Below are 20,021 nucleotides of genomic sequence, written 5' to 3'. Positions count from 1 at the left end.
CAAAGCCCTTCGAAAGGAACCGTCATGCTGGAGCAGCTCAAGGAAATCCTGTCCAACAAGCTCAAGGTGTCGCCCGAGGCCATCACCCCCGAGGCCACCCGGGAGGACATCGAGCTGGATTCGCTGGCCGTGGTGGAGCTGTCGCTGCTGCTGAAGTCCGAGCTGGACCTGGACGTCAGCGACGACGACCTCCTGGAGGCCGAGACCGTGGCCGACATGGTCCGGCTCATGGAGGAGCGGAGCGCGAAGGTCTGATGGCCGGGATGGACATCGCCGTCACCGGGCTCGGTCTGGTCACCCCCGGCGGGATCGGGGTCGGGCCGAGCTGGGCGGCGGTCTGCGACGGCAGGCCGGCCGCGGCCCTCGATCCGGTGCTGGCCGACAACCCCGTACGGATCTCCTGCCGGGTGCCCGGCTTCGACCCCGAGACCCTGCTCAGCGCGCGGCGGGCCCACCGCCTCGACAGGTTCGTGCAGTTCGCGCTGGTCGCCGCGCACGAGGCGGTGGCCGACGCGGGCCTGGACCCGCAGACCTGGGACGGCGCGCGGGTGGGCGTGGTCCTCGGTTGCGCCGACGGCGGTCCGGGCACGGTCGAGGAACAGCACCACGTGCTGCGCGAGCAGGGCGCCGACCGTGTGTCGCCGCTGCTGCTGCCGATGCAGCTGCCGAACATGCTGGCCGGTCAGACGGCCATCGAGTTCGGGGCGACCGGACCCAACCTGGTGGTGGCCACCGCGTGCGCGTCCGGCGCGACGGCCATCGGCACCGCCCGGGACCTGCTGGCCCTCGGCCGCTGCGACATCGTGCTCGCCGGGGGCAGCGAGGCCATGATCACCCCCCTGGTCATGGCCGGGTTCGCCCAGATGGGCGCGCTGTCGAAACGGCACGACGACCCGGCCGCCGCGTCCCGCCCGTTCGATGCCGACCGGGACGGGTTCGTGGCCGGCGAGGGCGCCGGGATCCTGGTGATGGAGCGTGTCGCGGACGCGCGTGCCCGTGGTGCGCACGTCCACGGGCGGATCATCGGGTACGGCGCCACGGCCGACGCCCACCACATGACGTCGCCGCATCCCGACGGCGCCGGCATCGAGGCGGCGGTCCGCGCGGCGCTCGCCGACGCGGGGGCCGACCCGGACGACGTGCAGCACGTGAACGCGCACGGCACGTCGACACCGCTCAACGATCTGTCCGAGGCCCGGATGATCCAGCGGACCCTGCGCGGGGATCCGGTGGTGACGTCCACGAAGGGGGTCACCGGGCACCTGCTCGGCGCGGCGGGAGCGGTGGAGGCCGCGTTCGCCGTGCTCAGCGTGGAGCACGAAGTCATCCCGCCCACGGCCAACCTGGTGATGCCGGACCCCCGGATGGAGATCAAGTTGGCCCAGTCCCTCATCGAGATGCCGGTCGACCTGGCGCTGAGCAATTCGCTGGGTTTCGGCGGGCAGAACACCGCGTTGGCCATCGCACCGGCGTAACGCGCCGCGCCCCGCCCGGGGCGCTCCGACAGCCGTCCGCTGAGCTGCTCCGCGGGCGGCTGTTGTCCGTACGTCCCCTTTTTCTCCCCATGTCCTGGAGTCCCCATGTCCACCAGTGGCTCACCGCCCGCCGCCGGGCGGCTCGGTACCGCGCACATCCTCTTCCTGATCGTCGCCGCGGCGGCGCCGTTGTCCGCCATGGTCGGCACGGTCCCGCTCGCGTTCGCCTTCGGCGACGGGGCCGGGGTGCCGGCCGCGTTCCTGTTCGCCGGGGTGACCCTGCTGTGCTTCTCGGTCGGGTACGCCGTCAGCGCGCGCCGCACCGGAGGGTCCGGCGGCTTCTACGCGTCCGTGGCCGACGGGCTCGGACGGCCGCCGGCGGTCGCGGCCGGATATCTGGCCCTGCTGTCCTACAACTGCGCGACCATCGGACTGGCCGGCGCGCTCGGCTACTTCACCAAGCTGGTGCTGGCCGCCCACGGCCTGACCGTGCCGTGGGAGTGGTGCGCGGCGGTCGGGCTGCTGCTCACCGCGGTGCTCGGCTACCGGGAGATCGCGCTCAGCGCCCGGGTGCTGGCCCTGCTGATGCTGGGCGAGATCGGGGTGCTGGCGGCGCTGGACGTGGCGATCCTCGTCCGGCACGGCGCGCACGCGCTGCCGGCCGCCTCGTTCTCCCCGCACACGGCCATGGGCCCGGGCGTCGGCGTCTCGCTGATGTTCGCGTTCGTGTCCTTCATCGGCTTCGAGTCGGCGGCGCTGTACGGCAAGGAGGCCCGCGACCCGCACCGCAGCGTGCCCCGGGCCACGTACGCGGCCGCCGCGCTGATCGCCGGTTTCTACGCGCTGACCAGCTGGCTGGCCGTGGGCGCGATCGGCCAGGACCGGGTGCGGGAGGTCGCGGGCAAGCAGATGGGCGACCTGTTCTTCGGGCTCGGCGACGACTTCCTGGGCACCGCGGGCAGCACCATGCTCCAGGTCCTGCTGTGCACCAGCCTGTTCGCGGCGACGCTGGCCCTGCACAGCGCCGCCAACCGCTACGCCCAGGTGCTCGCGGCGGACGGGCTGCTGCCGCGCCCGCTGGCCGCCGAGCACACCCGGCACCGCTCCCCGCACCGGGCGAGCGTCGCGCAGAGCGCGCTGACCGCGCTGGTGCTGGCCGGGTTCGCGCTCGCGGGCCTGGACCCGTACGCCGACCTGACCACCAGCATGCTGGGCCTCGGCACCCTGGGCATCGTCTCGCTGCAGGCGCTGGCCGCGCTGTCGGTGCTCGGGCTGCGGCTGCGGGCCGGGCAGGGGCACTGGTGGCGGGAGACCCTCGCCCCGCTGCTGGGCTTCGCCGGGCTCGCCGCCTCCGTCTGGCTGGTGGTCGGCAACTTCGACATGCTCACCGGCTCCCCCTCCGAGGTGATCGCCGCGCTGCCCTGGCTGCTGCCGCTGGTGGCGCTCGGCGGCCTGGTGTACGCGCTGCGGCTGCGCACCGCGCATCCGCTGCGCTACCGGCTGCTCGGCACCCGGCACACCGCCGCCGGACCGCTTCCCGCCCCCTCCCCCGCCCCGTCAGGAGACCGCCATGCACGATCCCAATGAGCTGATCGAGGCCGGCGAGGACGCCGTCCGGCGCCTGGCCCGCCGCCGTTACGACCTCGACCTGGCGGCCGTCTCCGGCGCGCTCGGCGCCCGCTCGGCCGCCAACGCGGAGGTGACCCGGCTGCGCACGGAGCTGAACCGGACGGCGAAGGCCCGCCGTTCGGGCCCGCCCAGCGAGGCCGAGAAGGAGGCGGCCCGCGCGCTGCGGGCCGAGGTGCAGCGGGCCGAGGCCGTCGCCCGGACGGCCGCGGGCGAGCTGACCGAGATGCTGCTCGGGATACCCAACCTGCCGCTGGACAGCGTCCCCGACGGCGACTCGGAGAAGGATGCCGTGGAGGTACGGCGGGGCGGCCCCGCGCCGCGTCCGGCCGCCGGCGCCCGGCACCACGCGGAGATCGGCGAGGCCCTCGGCATCCTGGACGCACCCGCCGCGGCCAAGCTGTCCGGCGCCCGGTTCAGCGTGGCGCACGGCGCCGGGGCCCGCCTGGAGCGCGCCCTCGCCGACTTCTTCCTCGATCTGCACACCCGGGAGCACGGCTACACCGAGCAGTCGGTGCCGTTCCTGGTCGGCCGGGACACCATGACCGGCACCGGCCAGCTGCCCAAGTTCGAGGAGGACCTGTTCCGCACCCAGGTGGGCGAGCGGGAGCTGTTCCTGATCCCGACCGCCGAGGTGCCGCTGACCAATCTGGTGGCCGGCGAGCTGCTGGACGCCCGCGCCCTGCCGTACGCCTTCACCGCCCGCACCCCCTGCTTCCGCGCGGAGGCGGGGGCGTACGGCCGCGACACCCGGGGCGTGCTGCGGCTGCACCAGTTCGAGAAGGTGGAGCTGGTGCGCGTGTGCGCCCCGGAACAGGCCCAGGAACAGCTGGAGTTGATGGTCGGGCACGCGGAGGAGTGCCTGCGCCGACTCGAACTGTCCTTCCGTACGGTGCTGTTGCCCGCGGGCGACATGGGCTTCTCGGCGCGGATGACGTACGACATCGAGGTGTGGCTGCCGGGTGGTGACGCCTTCCGGGAGATCTCCTCGGTCTCCGACTGCGGCACCTTCCAGGCGCGCCGCGCGGACATCCGGGTCAAGCGGGCCGACGGCCGCAAGACGCCGGCCGCGACGCTGAACGGCTCGGCGCTGCCGATCGGGCGGACCGTGGCCGCGCTGCTGGAGCAGGGCGTGCAGGACGACGGTTCGGTGCTGCTGCCGCAGGCGCTGGTGCCGTACACCGGGTTCCGACGGATCCTGCCGGGTGGCGCGACCGAGTGAGACACACGGGAAGGGGGCGGAAGCCGGTTCGGCTTCCGCCCCCTTCCCGTGTGTGCGCTCAGGCGCCGGTCATGTGCACCCCGCCGTCCACGTGGACGATCTCGCCCGTGGTGCGCGGGAAGAAGTCCGACAGCAGGGCGACCACCCCGCGTGCGGCCGGGTCGGGGTCGGTGAGGTCCCAGCCGGCCGGGGCCCGGTCGGTGGTCCAGACGTCGGCCAGCTCGCCGAAGCCGGGGATGGACTTGGCGGCCATGGAGCGCAGCGGACCGGCCGCGACCAGGTTGCAGCGGATGCCGAACCCGCCGAGGTCGCGGGCGAGATAGCGGCTGGTGGACTCCAGGGCGGCCTTGGCGACGCCCATCCAGTCGTAGTGCGGCCAGGCCACGGCCGCGTCGAAGGTGAGGCCGACGACCGAGCCGCCGCGCTTCTTCAGCAGCGGCAGGCAGGCGGTGGTCAGGGACTTGAGGGAGTACGCCGAGACGTGTACGGCCGTCGACACGTCGTCCCAGGTGCCGTCGAGGAAGGAGAAGGCGCCCTGGGGGCCGTAGGCGATGGAGTGCACCACGCCGTCGAGGGCGTCGGCGTGGACGCCGATCCGCTCGGCGAGGGTGTCCAGGTGGTCCTGGTCGGTGACGTCGAGTTCGAGTACGGGGGCGGGCTTGGGCAGCTTCTGCGCGAACCGCTCGATGAGGGACAGCCGCCCGAATCCGGTGAGGATCACCTCGGCGCCCTCCTCCTGCGCGATCCGGGCCGCGTGGAAGGCGATGGAGGCGTCCGTGACGACGCCGGTCACCAGGATCCGCTTGCCGGCGAGGATGCCGCTCATGCCGACACTCCCTTCGGCAGGCCGCTGACCAGCGGGGAGTCATGGTCCTGGGGCCCGATGGCGCTGCCGCCGCCGGGCGAGCCGAGGGTGGCGAAGAAGTCCGCGTTGGAGGCGGCGTGGTCGTCGCCCCACTCCTCGGGCAGGTCGTCCTGGAAGTAGATGGCGTCGACCGGGCAGACCGGTTCGCAGGCGCCGCAGTCCACGCATTCCTCCGGGTGGATGTACAGGGCGCGGCGGCCCTCGTAGATGCAGTCCACGGGGCATTCGTCGACGCAGGAGCGGTCCTTGATGTCGACGCAGGGCAGTCCTATGACGTAGGCCATGCTCAACTCCTGGGTGATTAAGGATGGTTCACTTCAGGGACACACCGGTGGTGCGCTCGCCGAGGGCCAGCACGGTGACGGCGAGGACGGCCATGGCGGTGGCGATGACGGCGAACAGGGCGCCCGGTCCGTGGGTGTCGAGGACCGGCAGCAGCACGAACGGCAGTGCTCCGGCGCTGAGTTTGGACAGCGAGTAGGCGGCGCCCGCGGCCGTGGCCCGGATCTCGGTGGGGTACTGCTCGGCGAGGTAGACGTGGGAGACGCTGGAGAAGACGTTGCTGAACAGCGTGTACGCGAACCCGCTGAGCACGATGAGTTCCGCGGAGCCCGCGTAGGCGAAGCCGAGACCCGCGGCCACCATCGCGGCGGCGGACACGGCCACCAGGGTGCGGCGCTCCATGCGGTCCACGACCGGCAGGGCGAGGGCGGAGCCGACCGGGTAGCCGAGGAAGGACAACGCGGTGAAGCCGAGGCCCGCGACGACGCCGTAGCCCTTGGCGGCGACGATCTGCGGGGCGAGGGTGCCGAAGCCGTAGTAGCCGACCACGGACAGGATGCAGAAGACCCACAGCACGAGGGTGCGGCGCAGCAGTCCGGGCTTGAAGACGTCACGCAGCCGGGTGTGCGCGGCGGGGGTCCCGGCCTGCGGGGCGGGCGGGTCCAGGGGCAGCCCGCGTCCGGCCGCCTCGGCCTCCAGACGGGCCACCAGGCGGTCGGCCTCCTCGGTGCGGCCGGCGGCGGCGAGCCAGCGCGGGGACTCGATCAGCTGGCGGCGCAGCACCCAGACGGCGGCCGAGCCGAGCGCGCCGAGCACGAACAGCCAGCGCCAGCCGGCCACCCCGAGCGGGGACAGCGGCACCAGCCACAGCGCGGCGAAGCCGACCGCGGGCACCCCGCAGAAGGCGAGGGTGTAGGCCCAGGCGATGAACCGGCCGCGCTTGTTCGCGGGCAGCACGTCGGCCAGGTAGCAGTCGGACAGGGCCTGCTCGGCGCCGATGCCGAGTCCGGCGAGGAACCGGGTGACGATCAGCCAGGCGGCGTTCGGGGAGAAGGCGCCGAGCAGCGAACAGGCCGAGTAGATGGCCAGGTTGACCAGGAAGGCCCGGCGCCGGCCGAACCGGTCGGCGATCCGGCCGAGCGTCAGGGAACCGATGAACTGGCCCACGAACGCGGAGGCCAGGACGAGTTTGAGCGAGGTCGTGCCGAAGCCGAAGTCGGTCTGGAGCACCTTGCCGATGGTGCCGGACAGGTTGTTCTCGAAGGTGTCGAAGAACAGGCCGACGCCGATGACCGCGGTGAGTCTGCGGTGCAGGGGAGTGATCGGCATGCGGTCCAGTCGGGCGCCGATCGTGGCGGGAGCGGTGAGACCGCCGGCCGCGGCGGTGGTCTGGGACATGGGGCGGGCTCCTAGGAAGCTGGTGTCGCAAGCTGTCGCTGTGCTTCTGGGGAGGGAACCGCCCGGGCCACCGGCGGGCCCGGGCGTGCGGCCCGGGGGCCGGGTGTGGGGGTGGGTGAGAGGCGGACGACGGGGGAAGGGTGGTCAGGCCGCTTCCATGGCCTGGCGCCGGATCTGCTCCTCGACGTCACCGCGCCGCACCGGGACGCTGACCTCGTGCAGGTAGGAGGCGACCTCACGGTACGAGGCCCAGAACCCGACCTCGTGGTACGGCACTCCGCGTTCCGCGCAGTACTGCATGGTCAGTTCGCGGGCGCGGGGCAGGCTCTTCTGCGGCATGGCCGGGAACAGGTGGTGCTCCACCTGGTAGTTGAGGCCGCCGTAGAGGAAGTCGATCAGCAGGCTGGGCCGGATGTTGCGGGAGGTGAGGACCTGCCGCTCCAGCCAGTCCAGGGTCTCCTCCTCGCCGTCGCGGATCTGCATGCCCTTGTGGTTCGGGGCGAAGATCATGCCGAAGTACACGCCGAGGGTGGCGTGCTGGACGACGATGAAGGCGACCGCGAGCGCCGGGGACAGGACGGTGAAGACGCAGGTGAGGTAGACGGCGGTGCGCAGCAGGATGAGGAAGGTCTCCAGCACGGGCCGCTTGGTCTTGCCACCGGCGATGGACTTGACCGCGGTCTTCAGCATCTTGAAGCCCTCGAGCACCAGGAGCACGAAGAACAGCACGCTCTGGTAGCGCACGACGAGCTTCTGGGTGCCCTTGCGGGTCGGGTACTGCTTGATGTCGAAGATGACGGTGCGCCGGCCGATGTCCGGGTCCATGTCCAGGTGGTTGGGGTTGCTGTGGTGCCGGTTGTGGTGGTTGACCCACCAGCCGTAGCTGACGCCGTTGACCAGGTTGGCGTGGATGTAACCGACCGCGGAGGCGGCCTTCTTGCTGCGGAACATGGCCTTGTGGCCGGCGTCGTGCCACATGAACGCCGACTGGCCGCCGCACAGCCCCATCCACAGGGCGGTGAGCATCTGCCACCAGGAGTTGCCCAGCTCGAAGAAGGCGATGAAGCCGACCAGCAGCAGGGCGGTGTTGAGGGCGAGCTTGCCCACGTAGTAGCGCGGGTCCAGGTCGAGGAGACCCTCGGCCTTGACCCGTTTCAGCAGTTCGGCGAACGTGGCCGAGGCGCCGGTGCGTTCGCCGCCCGGGGCGGCCGCGGCCACGGCTTCTTGTACGTGCGGACGCTGCATGTGTTGCTCTCCTTGGGAGAAAGTGCCCGATACGGGCGGCGGCGCCGCTGCCCCGCGGACCTGCGGACCTGCGGGCGCCGCGAGTCGGACTTCAGCTCCCGCGTGGGGTCACCGCCGCGGGCTGTGGCCCGCCCGGCGGACCCGGGCGACGGGAGCACAGTGCGGTGCCCCCGGGCCCGGACCGCCGGGCGAACGTACGTCCAGCGTTCCGTGCGGCACTGATGTGGCACTGATACCGGTCTGATCGGGCCACCTCGGCCCGGCCGCCGGCACCCCGGTGGCCACTCAGGCGGCCGCCTCGGCGCGCAGCCGCTCGTCGAGGGCGCGCACGGACGCGTCGGCGGCCTCGGCGACCTGCTCGTCGTCGGGCGCGCCGATGACGGCCATCAGCTGTCCGACCACGGCGTGCGAGAGTTCCTCGGTGGACTGGCTCATCGCTTCGTCTCCTGTCTGTGAGGGTGGGTTCAGAAGGCCTTGCAGGCGCGGAAGATGTGCGCGAAACCGGGCAGCGAGGCCTGGGGGCCGTCGAAGGCGACGTACTCGGGGATGAGCAGGTCGGGGGCCCACTTCTGCTTGTACGACAGCTGGGTCTGCGCGGGGTACAGCGCGGCACCCTCGGCCCACAGCGCGTGCATCAGCCACTGGAAGGCCGGGCTGTGGCCGTCGAGTTCATGGGCGGCGTCGAGCCCGGTGAACGGGGTGAAGCCGAAGTGCAGCCACTCGACGCCCTCGGCCCGGAAGACCTCGATGGCGTGCGCGTTGATGGCCTCCATCAGGCCCGGGGAGCCCGACGGGATGCGCCGGCTGAGGTCGTGCATCCAGCCGGCCCGGCTGCCGTAGACCGGCGAGTAGGAGATGTAGGCCACCGGCTCGCCGTCGATGGTCCCGGCGAACAGCCGGCGGTGCGCCTGGGCCGGGCCGCCGATCTGGCCGACCAGGAACTCCAGCTGCTGGGCGCCGCCCTTGGAGCCGAGCCACGCCTTGTCGATGACGGCGATGGCCTCGGCGACGTCGGCCGCGTCGACCTCCTGGATCTGCAGGCCGTTGCGCAGCGCCCGGGAAATCTTGTTGCGCAGCTGCATGAACCTGGTGCCGCGCAGGGTGAATTCCGCCAGGCTGACCGCCCAGGAGGCGCCGACCTGGTTGACGACGCAGCCGCGTTCGGCGTACCGCTCGGCGTCGGTGCGCTGGAGCTGCACGCCGACCAGGCTCAGACCCTCGTCCCGGACGTAACTCCGGAAGGCGTCCAGCAGGGTGTCGTAGTCCTGCTCGGCGGCGAACGGACCGCCGAACTGGACCGCCCAGCGGCCGGTGCGGCGGTAGACGACGACACCGTCCGCGCCCGGCACGGTGAAGACGCTGTTTCCGCTGTTGAGCGCCAGGAAGGAACTCGGGTTCTCGCTCGTGGTGTGGGTTCGTATCGCGTCGAGAATCCGGCTGTCGGTGCCGGTCTCGGTGGTGGTCGCGGTCATTCCCGTACCCCTTTCGGGAGCGTTTTCCGTCGAAGGGAGTACAGCACCGCAACGTTGCCCTGGAAAAGAGCAGTTGGGCATTCATTTACCTGTGTCAGAAGCGTGTCAGCTTTAGGTCAGCCGTCGCTGCCATTGTGGTTGACGTGAACGGCACCGGAAGCCGGGGCCGGACACGGGGAGAGGTGCCCGGAGTGGCTTATCGGGGACCGGGTTTTCAACTCTGGTCGGGCCTGACCGGCCCACGCAGGTTCAAATCCTGCCCTCTCCGCCACGGCCGGAACCTCGGCCGGACGCCATCCCGTGTCGACCGGACGGGATTTCGATGGCTCCGGCCCATGAGTTCGGCAATTCCCGGCCGGTGCTTTTCCGAACGAGCACCGGCAGCACCCAGGAACCGCCGGCCGCCCCCCGTCCCGGCGGAGCAGTCGCCCCGGCGGGCCGCGCGAGGAGTCGAGGTCCGCCGGGGCACGGCGCGTTCGGTCGCTCTTTCTTTCACGGCAGCACCAATCCGGAATCACCGTCGGCGAGGAATTGTCATCTAGGGGGAAAGAATGCTGAGGTTCTCCATACTCGGAGCGCTGGAGATACGCACCGACGCCGGTGAGGCGGACGTCTGCGGTGATCTCCAGCGCACGCTGGTGCAGACCCTGCTGGTCAGCGAGGGCCGGCCGGTGTCCGGGGAGAGCCTGGCCGAGGAGATGTGGGGCGATGCGTTGCCGGACCGCCAGGCCAACGCCCTCCAGGCGCACATCAGCCGGCTGCGGCGCAGGCTGCGGGCGCTGGAGCCGGACCGGCCGGCCTCCCGGGTGACCATCCATCCGGCGGGCTACCGGCTCAGTGTCGGCGAGGGCGAGCTGGACGCGGCCGAGTTCGTGCGGACCGTGCGGCAGGCGGAGTCGGCGGCGGCGCACGATCCCGGGGGCACCGCCCGGATGCTGGGCGAGGCCCTGGCGCTGTGGCGGGGGCCGGTCTTCGGCGGCTTCCCCGGCGGCACCCTGTGCCAGCTGGCCGGGGCCCGCTACGAGGAGCACCGGATGCGGGCGATGGAGCTGCTGTTCGACGCCGAGCTGCGGCTCGGGCGGCACGCCTCCGTGCTCGCGGAACTGGCCGAGGCCCACACCAACCATCCACTGCGGGAACGGTTCTGCGAGCAGCTGATGATCGCCCTGTACTGCTCGGGGCGGCAGGCCGACGCCCTGGACGTCTTCCGCCGGATGCGCGGCCGGCTGGACGAGGAGCTGGGCATCCAGCCCTCCCCCGCGCTGCGCCGGATCGAGATGGCGATCCTCTCCCACGACCCCGTCCTCACCGGCGACCCGCGCATCCCGGCGCTCCAGCCGGTGTGACCGCGCGGGCCGGGAAACCGCAAGCGGTCCGTCAGCGTCCGGTCAGCCCGGGTTGTCACGCTCGGATCCGATCGGCGGCCCGCGCGGGCAGCGTCCGAAGTCATGTCACCGCACGCAGAGGCAGGCAGAGATGAACTCCCATGTCGCGGAACTGGCCGACCTACGCGCACGCGTGCTCGCCGGCCCCAGTGAGAAGGCGACCGCGGCCCAGCACGCCAAGGGCAAGCTGACGGCACGGGAGCGGATCGAGCTGCTCCTGGACCCGGGTTCCTTCCAGGAGGTCGAGCAGCTGCGCCGGCACCGGGCGACCGGGTTCGGTCTGGAGGCGAAGAAGCCGTACACCGACGGTGTCGTCACCGGCTGGGGCACGGTCGAGGGTCGTACGGTCTTCGTCTACGCGCACGACTTCCGGATCTTCGGCGGCGCGCTCGGCGAGGCCCACGCCACCAAGATCCACAAGATCATGGACATGGCCATCGCGGCCGGCGCGCCGCTGGTCTCCCTCAACGACGGCGCCGGCGCCCGGATCCAGGAGGGCGTGACCGCGCTGGCGGGCTACGGCGGCATCTTCCGCCGGAACACGGCCGCGTCCGGGGTGATCCCGCAGATCAGCGTGATGCTCGGCCCGTGCGCGGGCGGCGCGGCGTACTCCCCCGCCCTGACGGACTTCGTCTTCATGGTCCGCGAGACGTCCCAGATGTTCATCACCGGCCCGGACGTGGTCAAGGCCGTGACCGGCGAGGAGATCACCCAGAACGGCCTGGGCGGCGCGGACGTCCACGCGGAGACCAGCGGCGTCTGCCACTTCGCCTACGACGACGAGGAGACCTGCCTGGAGGAGGTGCGCTACCTCCTCTCCCTCCTGCCGGGGAACAACCGCGAGAACCCGCCCCAGGTCGAGTGCACCGACCCGGTGGACCGGCGCTGCGAGTCGCTGGCCGACCTGGTGCCGGTGGACGGCAACCAGCCGTACGACATGACGCGGGTGATCGAGGAGATCGTCGACGACGGCGAGTACCTGGAGGTCCACCAGCGCTGGGCCCGCAACATCATCTGCGCGCTGGCCCGCCTCGACGGCCAGGTGGTCGGCATCATCGCCAACCAGCCGCAGGCCCTCGCGGGTGTGCTGGACATCGAGGCCTCGGAGAAGGCCGCACGGTTCGTGCAGATGTGCGACGCCTTCAGCATCCCGCTGGTCACCCTGCTGGACGTGCCCGGGTTCCTGCCCGGCGTCGACCAGGAGCACGGCGGAATCATCCGGCACGGCGCGAAGCTGCTCTACGCCTACTGCAACGCCACCGTGCCGAGGATCTCCCTGATCCTGCGCAAGGCGTACGGCGGTGCGTACATCGTCATGGACTCCCAGTCGATCGGCGCCGACCTCACCTACGCCTGGCCCACGAACGAGATCGCGGTGATGGGCGCGGAGGGCGCGGCCAACGTCATCTTCCGCCGCCAGATCGCCGAGGCGGAGGACCCCGAGGCCATGCGCGCCCGCCTGGTCAAGGAGTACAAGTCCGAGCTGATGCACCCGTACTACGCCGCCGAGCGCGGCCTGGTCGACGACGTCATCGACCCCGCCGAGACCCGCGAGGTCCTGGTGAAGTCGCTGGCGATGCTCCGTACGAAGCACGCGGAGCGCCCCGCCCGCAAACACGGCAACCCCCCTCAGTGACGGAGGTCCCGATGCCCGCGTCCCCCACTCCCCCGATCCGCGTCGAACGGGGCCAGGCCACCGCCGAGGAACTGGCCGCCCTCACCGTCCTCCTCCTCACCCGCGCCGCCCGCCCGGCCCCGGGCGCGGAGCCGACCTCCCCCGGCACCACCTCCTGGCGCCCGCACCCCTTCCACGCACCGCACAGCTGGCAGCGGGCGTAGGCGCTCGACCGCGCCGGCCCCGCCGGGGACACCCGCCCCGGCCCGGGTCCGCACCGGCCGCCACACCCCGGGGCGGGCACCCCGGCGGGGCCGGCCGGCGCGGACACGGCGCGCCCCGGGCGGCGGCCCCGGCAGCGCCGCCGCGTCCGGTCAGGGTGCCGTTCACCCCTGGAGCAGGGTGACGTCCCGTTCGGCGGTCGCGTGGAAGACCGGCAGGGGGATCAGGCCGTGGGCGCGCAGTTCCATCAGCGTGGCCCTGACGTGGGCCCGGCCGGGGACCAGGGTCTCGCTCGTGACCCTGCCGGAGTTGACCCAGCCGTGGGTGAGGCCGTCGCAGCGGGCGAGGCCGCCGCCGATGCCGTGGCCGACCCGGGGGTCGCGCCGGCTGACCGAGGACGTGGTGAAGACCGGGCCGGTGGCACCGGTGCAGCGGTAGGTGCCGGTCAGCGTGAGGGTCCCGTCCGCGGCGAGCCGGCCCGTGGAGTCGACGGTGACGAACTCGCCGGGGGCGGCGCCGGCCGGGCCGACCGCGGTGACCAGCAGGGCGGCGGCGCCCAGAACCGCGGTGAGGGCGGGGCGTACACGCATGGATACCTCCAGGTTTGTACCGTTCTGGACGTATCCACTGGTACCGGGCGCCCATGCCGCGGAGTGTGACCGTCACCCCAACGGTGGCGCGTCACGACCCCGGCTACGGAAGGACCGCGAACCCGTCCAGCTCCACCAGGGCCCGCTCGTCCCACAGCCGTACGACCCCCACCACGGCCATCGCCGGATAGTCCCGGCCCGCCGCCGCCCGCCAGACCCGTCCCAGTTCCCGTGCCTGCTCGCGGTACGCGGCGACGTCCGTGGTGTAGACGGTGACCCGCGCCAGGTCGGCGGGGGCGCCCCCGGCCGCGCGCAGGGCCGTGAGCAGATTGCCGAGGGCCCGCTCGAACTGCTCGGCCAGCGTGCCGCCGGCGATCTTCCCGTCGGCATCGAGCGCGGTCTGCCCCGCGAGGAAGACCACCCGGGACCCGGTCGCGACGACGGCGTGCGAGAACCCCGTCGGCGGGGACAGCTCCGCCGGGTTGACGCGCTCCACCGAGCCGGCCCGCTCGTCCGTCACCGTGCCTCCCGGTCGCTCTCGGCGTACAACTCCTTGGCGATGATGCCCCGTTGGACCTCGCTCGCCCCCTCGTAGATACGCGGCGCCCGCACCTCGCGGTAGAGGTGTTCGAGCAGATGGCCGTGGCGCAGCGCGCGGGCGCCGTGCAACTGGACCGCGGTGTCGACGACGTACTGCGCCGTCTCGGTGGCGAGCAGCTTGGCCATCGCGGACCGCCGGGGCACATCGGCGGCACCCTCGTCATAGGCGGTGGCCGCCGCGTACACCATCAGCCGGGCCGCCTCGGTGCGCAACGCCATCTCCGCCACCTGGTGGGACACCGCCTGGAGGTCCCGCAACCTGCCGCCGAACGCCTGGCGTCGCCGCGTGTGCTCGACGGTCGCGTCCAGCGCCGCCTGCGCCATCCCGACCGCGAACGCCCCGACGCTGGGCCGGAAGAGATTGAGGGTGCCCATGGCGACGGCGAACCCCCGGCCGACCTCGCCGAGCACGTCGTCCGCGCCGACCGGCACACCGTCGAACCGGAGCGCGCCGATGGGGTGCGGGGAGATCATCTCCAGCGCCTGGCCGGTGAGTCCGGGCCGGTCCGCGGGGACGAGGAACGCCGTCACCCCCCGGGCGCCGGCCCGGGGGCCGGTGCGGGCGAAGACGGTGTAGAAGTCGGCCTCGGGCGCGTTGGAGATCCAGCACTTCTCCCCCGTGAGCCGCCACTCGCCCGGTCCGCCCGGTTCGGCCGCGAGGGCGAGGGCGGCCGCGTCCGAACCGGCCCCCGGCTCGCTCAGCGCGAACGCCGCGACCGTGCTGCCGTCGGCGACGTCCGGCAGCCACCGCTCGCGCTGGGCGGCACTGCCGTACGCGTGCACCGGATGGGCGCCGAGGCCCTGGAGGGCGAGCGCGGTCTCGGCCTCGGTGCAGCCCTGCGCCAGGGACTCCCGCATCAGGCACAGATCGAGCGCACCGGAGGTGAACAGCCGCTCCAGCAGGCCGAGTCCGCCCAGCTCGGCGAGGAGCGGCCGGTTGACGCGGCCCGGGGCCCCCTTGTCGGCGAGCGGGCGCAGCCGTTCGGCGGCCAGGGCGCGCAGTTCGGCGCACCAGGCGAGCCGCCGCGGGTCGAGTGAGAATGCGGGCACCGCCGGTCCTCCCTCCGGGACGGACCGGGCGACCGTCCCCACCGCCGACGGTATCGCGCACAGTTGACTGCCGTCATCAACACGATACGCTCCAACGACGAGCCCGCCAGAAATGCCCGTCCGGACGTCCGTCACGGCAAGGGGGCGAACCGCCATGCATCTCTCGGCCCACGTGGACACCTTCGCGCGCGACCATCTGCCGCCCCCGGAGGAGTGGCCCGAGCTGCGCTTCGACCTCCCGGAGCTGCGCTACCCCGCCCGGCTGAACTGCGCGGCCGAACTGCTGGACGGCACGGACGGATCCCGCCCGGCCTTCCGTACCCCGGACGGGCCGGCCTGGACGTACGACGAACTGCGCGCCCGCGTCGACCGGATCGCGCACGTGATCACCGGCGAGCTGGGCGTGGTCCCCGGCAACCGGGTCCTGCTGCGCGGCCCCACCACGCCCTGGCTCGCGGCCTGCTGGCTGGCGGTGCTGAAGGCGGGCGCCATCGCGGTCACCGTGCCGGCCCAGCAGCGCCCGCACGAGCTGGCGACCATCTGCCAGATCGCCCGCGTGGGCCACGCGCTGTGCGACGCCCGCTCGGTGGCCGACCTGACGAAGGCGGGGATCCCCGGGCTGCGTGTCACCACGTACGGCGCCGACGCCCCCGACGACCTCCTGCGCCGCCCCGCGCCCGGCACGCCCTACCCGGCCGTCGACACCGCCTCCGACGACGTCGCCCTGATCGCCTTCACCTCGGGCACCACCGGCCGCCCGAAGGGGTGCATGCACTTCCACCGGGACGTGCTCGCCGTCGCCGACACCTTCTCCCGGCACATCCTGCGCCCCCGCGCGGACGACGTGTTCGCCGGCAGCCCTCCGCTCGGCTTCACCTTCGGCCTCGGTGGACTGGTCGTCTTCCCGTTGCGGGCCGGCGCGAGCGCGCTGCTGCTGGAACGGTCCGGGCCCCGCCACCTCGTCCCGGCGATAGCCGAGCACCGCGTCTCGGTCCTGTTCACCGCCCCGACCGCCTACCGCGCCATGCTGGACGAGCTGGACGGGTACGACGTCTCGTCGCTGCGGCGCTGTGTGTCGGCCGGCGAGAACCTGCCCGCGGCCACCTGGCGGGCCTGGCACGCGCGCACGGGGGTGCGCGTCATCAACGGGATCGGCGCGACCGAGCTGCTGCACATCTTCCTCTCCGCCGCGGACGAGGCGATCAGACCGGGCACCACCGGAGTGCCGGTGCCGGGCTGGCAGGCCCGGGTGCAGGGCCCGGACGGCACCGCGCTGCCCGACGGCGAACCCGGGCTGCTGGCGGTGCGCGGCCCGGTCGGCTGCCGCTACCTCGCCGACCCGCGCCAGCGCGACTACGTACGCGACGGCTGGAACATCACCGGCGACACGTATGTCCGGGAGCCCGACGGCTACTTCCGGTACGTGGCCCGCGCCGACGACATGATCATCTCGGCCGGGTACAACATCGCGGGCCCGGAGGTGGAGGACGCCCTGCTGCGCCACCCGGACGTGCTGGAGACCGCGGTGGTCGGCCGTCCCGACGAGGCCCGCGGCCAGGTGGTGGTCGCCTACACGGTGCTGCGCGACGGCGCCCGACGCGACCCGGAGGCGCTGCGGGCGTTCCTCACCGCCGAGCTGGCGCCGTACAAATGCCCCCGCGAGTTCGTCTTCCTGGACGCCCTGCCGCGCACGGCCACCGGCAAGTTGCAGCGGTTCCGCCTGCGCAACCCTGGTGACCAGCAGTGATACCGACGACTTAAAATGATCAACGTGTCCGACCAGCGCGCTCCCAGGTCCCTCATCGTCACGCTCTACGGCGCGTACGGCCGGTTCGTGCCCGGCCCGGTGCCCGTCGCCGAGCTGATCCGGCTGCTGGCCGCGGTCGGCGTGGACGCGCCCTCGGTCCGCTCCTCGGTGTCCCGGCTCAAACGGCGCGGCCTGCTGCTGCCCGCCCGCACCCCGTCCGGCGCTGCGGGCTACGAACTCTCCGCCGAGGCACGGCAGTTACTGGAGGACGGCGACCGCCGCATCTACGCCTCCGCGCCGCCCGAGGACGCGGGCTGGGTGCTCGCGGTGTTCTCGGTGCCCGAGACGGAACGGCAGAAGCGGCACGTCCTGCGCTCCCGCCTGTCCGCGCTCGGCTTCGGCACGGCGGCGCCGGGTGTGTGGATCGCTCCCGCGCGCCTGTACGAGGAGACCGAACACACCCTGCGCCGCCTCCACTTGGACCCCTACGTCGACTTCTTCCGCGGTGCGCACCTGGGCTTCGCGCCCACGGCCGAGGCGGTGGCGCGCTGGTGGGACCTGCCCGCGATCGCCCGGGAGCACGAGCGCTTCCTGGACGCCCACGCACCGGTGCTGCGCGCCTGGCAGGACCGCCCGGACACCCCGCCCGAGGACGCCTACCGCGACTACCTGCTCGCCCTCGACTCCTGGCGCCACCTCCCCTACGCCGACCCCGGCCTGCCCGCCCACCTCCTGCCCCCGGCCTGGCCGGGTCTGCGTTCGGCCGAGGTCTTCAAGGCCCTGCACGACCGCCTCCGGGACGCGGGCGCGCGGTTCGCCCTCCCGGCCCTGTGAAGCGGGGCCACGACGGCGTCGGGCACGTCCCGGCCGGGAGCCCGGTGTCCGCGGCGGCGAGCCGGGCGCGCGGGACCGGCGACCGCCACGCGGGTCAACCGCCCAGCGACAGCCTGGGTTTCGGCGTGTCGGTGCGGCCCGTGCGGGGGCGGCGGCTGCCGGCGCGGTAGGGGGGCGGCCAGGGGGCGGCGGGGCCGGTGTAGGACTGCTCGGCGGCCGCGTGGAGGGTCCAGTGGGGGTCGTAGAGGTGGGGGCGGCCCAGGGCGCACAGGTCGGCGCGGCCCGCCAGGATCAGCGAGTTGACGTCGTCCCAGGAGGAGATGGCGCCGACGGCGATCACCGGGACGCCCACCTCGTGGCGGATCCGGTCGGCGAACGGGGTCTGGTAGGAGCGGCCGAAGTCGGGCCGTTCGTCGGAGACGACCTGGCCCGTGGAGACGTCGATCGCGTCCGCGCCGTGGTCGGCGAAGGCGCGGGCGATCTCGACCGCGTCCTCGGCCGTCGTGCCCCCTTCCGCCCAGTCGGTGGCGGAGATGCGGACCGTCATCGGGCGGTCGGCCGGCCACACGGTGCGGACGGCGTCGAAGACCTCCAGCGGGAAGCGCAGCCGCTTCTCCGGTGAGCCGCCGTAGGCGTCCGTGCGGTGGTTGGTGAGCGGCGACAGGAAGCCGGAGAGCAGATAGCCGTGGGCGCAGTGGAGTTCGAGCAGGTCGAAGCCGGCCCTCGCGGCACGCCAGGCCGACGCGGCGAACTGCTCGCGGATGTCGGTGAGCTGGGCGCGGGTGACTTCGCGCGGGATCTGGCTGACGGGTTTGTACGGCAACGGGGAGGGTGCGACGATCGGCCAGTTGCCCGTGGGCAGCGGGTCGTCCATGCCCTCCCACATCAGCCTGGTGGAGCCCTTGCGGCCGGAGTGGCCGAGCTGGACGCCGATCGCGGTGCCCGGTGCCTGCCGGTGCACGAAGTCGGTGATCCGGCGCCACGCCTCCGTCTGCCGGCCGGTGTAGAGGCCGGCGCAGCCGGGGGTGATGCGGCCCCGCTCGCTCACGCACACCATCTCGGTCATGACCAGCGCCGCCCCGCCGAGCGCGCGGGCGCCGAGGTGGACGAGGTGGAAGTCGCCGGGCACGCCGTCGGTGGCGGAGTACATGTCCATCGCGGACACCACCACCCGGTTGCGCAGGGTCAGCCCGCGCAGCCGGAACGGCGTGAACATCGGGGGCGTACCGGGCGGGCAGCCGAACTCCCGCTCCACGGACTCGGTGAAGCGGGCGTCGCGCAGCCGGAGGTTGTCGTGGGTGACCCGGCGGCTGCGGGTGAGCAGGTTGAACGCGAACTGGCGGGGCGGCTGGTCCCGGTAGAGGCGCAGGTTCTCGAACCACTCCAGGCTCGCCTTCGCGGCCCGCTGGGTGGAGGCGACGACCGGTTTGCGCTCGGTCTCGTACGCCGACAGCGCGGCGGGCACGTCGGGCTGTTCGGACAGGCACGCGGCCAGTGCCAGCGCGTCCTCCACGGCCAGCTTGGTGCCCGAGCCGATGGAGAAATGGGCGGTGTGGGCCGCGTCGCCGAGCAGCACGACGTTGCCGTGCGACCAGCGCTCGTTGACCACCGTGCGGAAGGTCGTCCACGCCGAGTTGTTGGAGCGCAGGGGCCGGCCGCGCAGCGCCTGGGCGAAGATCTTGGCGCAGCGGTCGGTCGATTCGCGCGGGTCCGTCTCGTCGAAGCCCGCCGCCCGCCAGACCTCCTCGCGCATCTCGACGATGACCGTCGAGGCGTCCGGCGCGAACGGGTAGCCGTGCAGCTGCATCACGCCGTGCTCGGTCTCGGCGATCTCGAAGCGGAAGGCGTCGAAGGCGAAGTCGGCGGCGAGCCAGATGTAGCGGCAGCGGTGGCCGGTGATCGTGGGGCGGAAGACGTCCGCGTAGGTCTCGCGGGTGGCGCTGTGCACCCCGTCGGCGGCGACGACCAGGTCGTGGTCGGCGGCGAGCCGGTCGGGGGGCGGGGCCGGGGTGCGGAACTCGATCCGCACGCCGAGGTCCCGGCAGCGGTCGTGCAGGATCCTCAGGAGGCGGTGTCTGCCGAGGGCCGCGAAGCCGTGACCCCCGGAGGTGTGGCACTCGCCCCGGTGGACGACGTCGATGTCGTCCCAGCGGACGAAGTGCCGCTGCAGGGCCTCGTGCACCACCGGGTCGGCGTCTTCGATGCCGCCCAGGGTCTCGTCGGACAGGACGACCCCGAAGCCGAAGGTCTCGTCCGGGGCGTTGCGCTCCCAGACGGTCACCTCACGGCTGGGGTCAAGGCGCTTGAGCAGGGCGGCGGCGTACAGGCCGCCGGGTCCCCCGCCGATGACGGCGACGCGGGCGGCGGCGGACGCGGCTGACGTCGTCACGACC

At 72.9% G+C, this 20,021-nt stretch carries 19 protein-coding genes and 1 tRNA gene; 10 read left to right on the top strand and 10 right to left on the bottom strand.

Features of this window, described 5'->3' with window-relative positions:
- Positions 1-24 precede the first annotated feature (24 nt).
- The 4 genes from ACSP97_RS27195 to serS all read left to right on the top strand — a co-directional run bounded on the left by ACSP97_RS27195 (position 25) and on the right by serS (position 4,323).
- A complete protein-coding gene (locus ACSP97_RS27195; protein WP_010983730.1) occupies positions 25-255 on the top strand; it encodes a phosphopantetheine-binding protein in 231 nt (76 codons plus the stop codon).
- On the top strand, positions 255-1,475 hold the full coding sequence (locus tag ACSP97_RS27190) for a beta-ketoacyl-[acyl-carrier-protein] synthase family protein (protein WP_355148552.1): 1,221 nt from the start codon (positions 255-257) through the stop codon (positions 1,473-1,475). Before ACSP97_RS27195 ends, ACSP97_RS27190 begins: the two co-directional genes overlap by 1 nt.
- 105 nt (positions 1,476-1,580) lie before the next feature.
- Positions 1,581-3,062, top strand: coding sequence for an APC family permease (locus ACSP97_RS27185; RefSeq protein ID WP_358677468.1), 1,482 nt, complete (start codon positions 1,581-1,583; stop codon positions 3,060-3,062).
- Positions 3,046-4,323, top strand: coding sequence for a serine--tRNA ligase (serS, locus tag ACSP97_RS27180; RefSeq protein ID WP_355329377.1), 1,278 nt, complete (start codon positions 3,046-3,048; stop codon positions 4,321-4,323). The genes ACSP97_RS27185 and serS overlap by 17 nt, the downstream gene beginning before the upstream one ends.
- Positions 4,324-4,381: 58 nt before the next feature.
- Here serS and fabI read toward each other — a convergent pair whose 3' ends face one another.
- The 6 genes from fabI to ACSP97_RS27150 form a co-directional block, all read right to left on the bottom strand.
- On the bottom strand, positions 4,382-5,149 hold the full coding sequence (gene fabI / locus ACSP97_RS27175) for an enoyl-ACP reductase FabI (protein WP_355148558.1): 768 nt from the start codon (positions 5,147-5,149) through the stop codon (positions 4,382-4,384).
- Positions 5,146-5,472, bottom strand: a complete 327-nt coding sequence (fdxA, locus tag ACSP97_RS27170; protein WP_355148560.1) for a ferredoxin — start codon at positions 5,470-5,472, stop codon at positions 5,146-5,148. The genes fabI and fdxA overlap by 4 nt, the downstream gene beginning before the upstream one ends.
- Before the next feature lie 28 nt (positions 5,473-5,500).
- On the bottom strand, positions 5,501-6,868 hold the full coding sequence (locus tag ACSP97_RS27165) for an MFS transporter (protein ID WP_440554672.1): 1,368 nt from the start codon (positions 6,866-6,868) through the stop codon (positions 5,501-5,503).
- A gap of 144 nt (positions 6,869-7,012) precedes the next feature.
- The gene (locus ACSP97_RS27160; protein ID WP_355148564.1) at positions 7,013-8,113 is read right to left on the bottom strand and encodes a fatty acid desaturase family protein; all 1,101 of its coding nucleotides are present in this window, start codon (positions 8,111-8,113) and stop codon (positions 7,013-7,015) included.
- A 285-nt stretch (positions 8,114-8,398) separates the two neighbouring features.
- Positions 8,399-8,548: a hypothetical protein gene (locus ACSP97_RS27155; RefSeq protein WP_167381442.1), complete on the bottom strand. Its 150-nt coding sequence runs from the start codon at positions 8,546-8,548 to the stop codon at positions 8,399-8,401.
- 29 nt (positions 8,549-8,577) lie between these two features.
- A complete protein-coding gene (locus ACSP97_RS27150) occupies positions 8,578-9,585 on the bottom strand; it encodes a DUF2156 domain-containing protein (protein ID WP_440554670.1) in 1,008 nt (335 codons plus the stop codon).
- A gap of 176 nt (positions 9,586-9,761) precedes the next feature.
- On the opposite strand from ACSP97_RS27150, the gene ACSP97_RS27145 reads away from it, so the two are divergent.
- The 4 genes from ACSP97_RS27145 (at position 9,762) to ACSP97_RS27130 (ending at position 12,809) form a co-directional block, all read left to right on the top strand.
- Positions 9,762-9,856: transfer RNA gene (locus tag ACSP97_RS27145), tRNA-Glu, on the top strand.
- A 280-nt stretch (positions 9,857-10,136) separates the two neighbouring features.
- Complete coding sequence (locus tag ACSP97_RS27140) at positions 10,137-10,931, top strand: AfsR/SARP family transcriptional regulator (protein WP_355148568.1); 795 nt, start codon at positions 10,137-10,139, stop codon at positions 10,929-10,931.
- Between the two features lie 130 nt (positions 10,932-11,061).
- Entirely contained in the window at positions 11,062-12,606 is a 1,545-nt protein-coding gene (locus tag ACSP97_RS27135) for an acyl-CoA carboxylase subunit beta (RefSeq protein ID WP_355523935.1), read from the top strand.
- Positions 12,607-12,617: 11 nt separating this feature from the next.
- The gene (locus ACSP97_RS27130) at positions 12,618-12,809 is read left to right on the top strand and encodes an acyl-CoA carboxylase epsilon subunit (protein WP_355148572.1); all 192 of its coding nucleotides are present in this window, start codon (positions 12,618-12,620) and stop codon (positions 12,807-12,809) included.
- Positions 12,810-12,971: 162 nt separating this feature from the next.
- Here ACSP97_RS27130 and ACSP97_RS27125 read toward each other — a convergent pair whose 3' ends face one another.
- The 3 genes from ACSP97_RS27125 to ACSP97_RS27115 form a co-directional block, all read right to left on the bottom strand.
- Positions 12,972-13,397 carry a DUF6299 family protein gene (locus ACSP97_RS27125; RefSeq protein WP_440554667.1) on the bottom strand — a complete coding sequence of 142 codons (426 nt, stop codon included), beginning with the start codon at positions 13,395-13,397 and terminating at the stop codon, positions 12,972-12,974.
- 103 nt (positions 13,398-13,500) lie between these two features.
- Complete coding sequence (locus ACSP97_RS27120; RefSeq protein ID WP_355148576.1) at positions 13,501-13,917, bottom strand: RidA family protein; 417 nt, start codon at positions 13,915-13,917, stop codon at positions 13,501-13,503.
- On the bottom strand, positions 13,914-15,047 hold the full coding sequence (locus ACSP97_RS27115) for an acyl-CoA dehydrogenase family protein (RefSeq protein ID WP_440554665.1): 1,134 nt from the start codon (positions 15,045-15,047) through the stop codon (positions 13,914-13,916). The genes ACSP97_RS27120 and ACSP97_RS27115 overlap by 4 nt, the downstream gene beginning before the upstream one ends.
- 154 nt (positions 15,048-15,201) lie before the next feature.
- On the opposite strand from ACSP97_RS27115, the gene ACSP97_RS27110 reads away from it, so the two are divergent.
- A complete protein-coding gene (locus tag ACSP97_RS27110; RefSeq protein ID WP_440554663.1) occupies positions 15,202-16,794 on the top strand; it encodes an AMP-binding protein in 1,593 nt (530 codons plus the stop codon).
- Between the two features lie 15 nt (positions 16,795-16,809).
- On the top strand, positions 16,810-17,628 hold the full coding sequence (locus tag ACSP97_RS27105) for a PaaX family transcriptional regulator (protein WP_440554661.1): 819 nt from the start codon (positions 16,810-16,812) through the stop codon (positions 17,626-17,628).
- A 94-nt stretch (positions 17,629-17,722) separates the two neighbouring features.
- Here the strand turns inward: ACSP97_RS27105 and ACSP97_RS27100 are convergent, their stop codons facing one another.
- The gene (locus tag ACSP97_RS27100) at positions 17,723-20,017 is read right to left on the bottom strand and encodes a bifunctional salicylyl-CoA 5-hydroxylase/oxidoreductase (RefSeq protein ID WP_440554659.1); all 2,295 of its coding nucleotides are present in this window, start codon (positions 20,015-20,017) and stop codon (positions 17,723-17,725) included.
- Positions 20,018-20,021: the final 4 nt, after the last annotated feature.

The sequence above is a fragment of the Streptomyces sp. SCPE 10 genome (assembly GCF_051980735.1).
Lineage (GTDB): Bacteria > Actinomycetota > Actinomycetes > Streptomycetales > Streptomycetaceae > Streptomyces > Streptomyces misionensis.
This window is presented reverse-complemented; position numbering and strand designations above follow the sequence as displayed.